General features: G+C 64.6%; 3 protein-coding genes. 2 read left to right on the forward strand and 1 reads right to left on the reverse strand.

The features are described 5' to 3' along the window. The coding region (locus tag JOZ76_RS33595; protein ID WP_291705682.1) for an LLM class flavin-dependent oxidoreductase at window positions 1-524 on the reverse strand (524 nt) is incomplete at its 3' end. A gap of 200 nt (window positions 525-724) precedes the next feature. On the opposite strand from JOZ76_RS33595, the gene ytfQ reads away from it, so the two are divergent. Next, complete coding sequence (ytfQ, locus tag JOZ76_RS33600) at window positions 725-1,690, forward strand: galactofuranose ABC transporter, galactofuranose-binding protein YtfQ (RefSeq protein WP_291705683.1); 966 nt, start codon at window positions 725-727, stop codon at window positions 1,688-1,690. Between the two features lie 220 nt (window positions 1,691-1,910). Beyond that, the coding region (locus JOZ76_RS33605) for a sugar ABC transporter ATP-binding protein (RefSeq protein WP_291705684.1) at window positions 1,911-3,290 on the forward strand (1,380 nt) is incomplete at its 3' end.

Below are 3,290 nucleotides of genomic sequence, written 5' to 3' on the forward strand. Positions count from 1 at the left end.
AGCGGGCCGCGCTCGAGCGGGGGAAACACGCGCTGGTTCTTCAGCGGCGGACGCAGCTTGCCCTGCCAGGTCAGCGGCTGCTGCGGCAGCAGCGTCGCGAACAAATCGAGCTTCTCCTCGAACAGCTCCTCATATTGGCGCAGGTCGAAGCCGAACAGCGGAAAGGATTCGGTGAAGGAGCCGCGACCCAAAATCACCTCGGCGCGGCCGTTCGAGGCCGCATCGACCGTGGCGAAGCGCTGGAACACCCGGATCGGATCGTCCGAGCTCAGCACCGTCACCGAGGAGCCGAGGCGGATGTTGTTGGTGCGCGCGGCGATTGCGGCCAGCACGACCTCTGGCGCGGAGATCGCAAAATCCTCGCGATGATGCTCGCCGAGCCCGATGAAATCGATGCCGAGCCGGTCCGCCAGCACCGCTTGCGCGATGACGTCGCGGATCACCTGGGCATGCGGCGATAGGCTGCCGTCCTCGCCGCGGGTGACGTCGCCAAAAGTGTCCAGTCCGAATTCGAGCGCGGTCATTTGGTCCTGTTGTTCTGTGATCGTACCACCTGCGGCAAAAATCAGCGCGTCAAGGATGTGAGGCGGATTGTCGGATAGTAAGATAATATGACTAGCATACTTAGGTTGGATGTGAGACGGTGCCGCCTAGCCGGTCCGTTAGCCGGAAAAGGTGCCTAAATACCAAAACGGGCGCCACTTCACACAAGAGGAAACGTCTCATGGCTTTGAAGACAATTTTGCTCGGTCTCGCTCTGACCACGGCGCTGGTGGCGCCGCCCGCGATGGCGGCCCAGCTCACGGTCGGCTTTTCGCAGATCGGGTCGGAATCCGGATGGCGGGCGGCGGAGACCACCGTCTCCAAGTCCGAAGCGTCCAAGCGCACGGTCAATCTGAAGATCGCCGACGCCCAGCAGAAGCAGGAAAACCAGATCAAGGCGATCCGCTCCTTCGTCGCCCAGGGCGTCGACGCGATCTTTCTGGCACCCGTGGTGTCGACCGGCTGGGAAGCCGTGCTGAAGGAAGCCAAGGAGGCAAAAATCCCGGTGATCCTGCTCGACCGCGACATCGACCCCTCCGGCAAGGACCTCTATCTGACCGCGGTCACCTCCGACAGCGTGCATGAAGGCGAGGTTGCGGGCGACTGGCTGGCAAAGACCGTCGGCGACAAGCAGTGCAACGTGGTCGAGCTGCAGGGCACGGTCGGCGCCAGCGTCGCGACCAACCGCAAGAAGGGCTTTGATACCGCGATCGCCAAGCACGCCAATATCAAGATCGTGCGCAGCCAGACCGGCGACTTCACCCGCGCCAAGGGCAAGGAGGTGATGGAAAGCTTCATCAAGGCCGAGGGCGGCGGCAAGACCATCTGCGCCGTCTACGCGCACAACGACGACATGATGGTCGGCGCGATCCAGGCCATGAAGGAAGCCGGCCTCAAGCCGGGCAAGGACATTCTGACCGTGTCGATCGATGCGGTGCCGGACATCTTCAAGGCGATCATGGCGGGTGAGGCCAATGCCACCGTCGAGCTGACGCCGAACATGGCCGGACCCGCGCTCGACGCGTTGATCGCCTACAAGGATAAGGGCACCGAGCCGCCGAAGTGGATCCAGACCGAGTCGAAGCTGTACACGGCCGCGGACAATCCGCAGGGCGCCTATGACAGCAAGAAGGGGCTCGGCTACTGAGCCTGCGCCGCGCAGGCTCAGGTGGCGACCGGCTGGCCTGGAGCATGAGCTCGACCCGCGTGCTCATGCTTCGCCCTTAAATCCAAGCGTGACTTAGCCATCGCGCTTGGGCCGGCCGGTCGCCGGTAGCCGTGCGGAAAAAATCTGATCCAATCCGAGACCCCGTCATCGGTGCGACCGCTCCATTCGTCGGCTAGCGGTCGCCGAAGGTTATGCATCCATGGATCAAGGCGCGTTCCCGAAACCTCTCCTTCTGGAGGTCAAAGGACTGACCAAGAATTTCGCCGCGCTGCAGGCGCTCGATCGGGTCGATTTCAGCTTGCGCGCCGGCGAGATTCACGCCCTCCTCGGCGAGAACGGCGCCGGCAAGTCGACGCTGATCAAGGTGATCACCGGCGTGCTGTCGCGCGATGCCGGCACGGTGCTGCTCGGCGGAAACGAGATCGCGCCGCGAACGGCGCGCGAGGCGCTCGATGCCGGCATCGCCACGGTCTATCAGGAGGTCAATCTGCTGCCGAATCTGTCGGTGGCCAAAAACCTCTATCTCGGGCGCGAGCCGACCAGGTTCGGCATCGTCCGCGAGGTCGAGATGAAGCGGCGCGCCAAGGCGCTGCTCGAAGGCTTTGGGCTCCACATCGATGTCGCCGCGCCGCTCGGCAGCTACTCGGTCGCGATCCAGCACATCGGGGCGATCGCGCGCGCCGTCGATCTTTCCGCGCGGGCCCTGATCCTCGATGAACCGACGGCAAGCCTCGACCAGCACGAAGTCGCGATGCTGTTTTCGACCATGCGCGCGCTTGCCGCACGCGGTATCGGCATCGTCTTCGTCACGCATTTTCTCGACCAAGTCTATGAGGTCACCGACCGCATCACGGTGCTGCGCAACGGCCGGCTGATCGGCGAGCGCGCAACCGCCGCGCTGCCGCGCATAGAACTGATCCGGATGATGCTCGGCCGCGAGCTGAGCGAGGAGACCGAAGAACGGGCCGCGCGCGAGCGGAAGCCAGGCGCGGCTTGCGCGACCTTTTCGAACTACGGCAAGTCAGGCTATGTCGCCCCCTTCGATCTCGAACTGCGCCATGGCGAGGTCACCGGCCTTGCCGGCCTGCTCGGATCGGGCCGCACCGAGACCGCGCGGCTAGTGTTCGGCGCCGAGCGCGCCGATAGCGGCACGGTGGCGTCCGACGGCAAGCCGATCCGCCTGCACTCGCCGCGCGATGCAGTGCGTCAAGGCTTTGGCTATTGCCCGGAGGAGCGCAAGACCGACGGCATCGTCGCCGAGCTCACCGTGCGCGAGAACATCGTGCTGGCGCTGCAAGCAAAACTCGGCATCGCGCGGCCGCTGTCGCGGCGCGAGCAGGACGAGATCGCAAGACGCTTCATCAAGCTGCTGGATATCCGCCCGCCCGACCCGGAACGCCCGATCGGGCTGTTGTCGGGCGGCAACCAGCAGAAGGCGCTGCTGGCGCGCTGGCTCGCGATCGATCCAAAGCTGCTGGTGCTGGACGAGCCGACGCGCGGCATCGATGTCGGCGCACATGCGGAAATCATCCGCCTGATCCGCGAGCTCTGCGACAAGGGGCTTGCGCTATTGGTGATC

Source organism: Bradyrhizobium sp. (assembly GCF_019244115.1).
Lineage (GTDB): Bacteria > Pseudomonadota > Alphaproteobacteria > Rhizobiales > Xanthobacteraceae > Bradyrhizobium.

Coding starts and splice junctions, on each gene's coding strand:
- ytfQ (WP_291705683.1), top strand. CDS start 725: ATGGCTTTGAAGACAATTTTGCTCGGTCTCGCTCTGACCACGGCGCTG.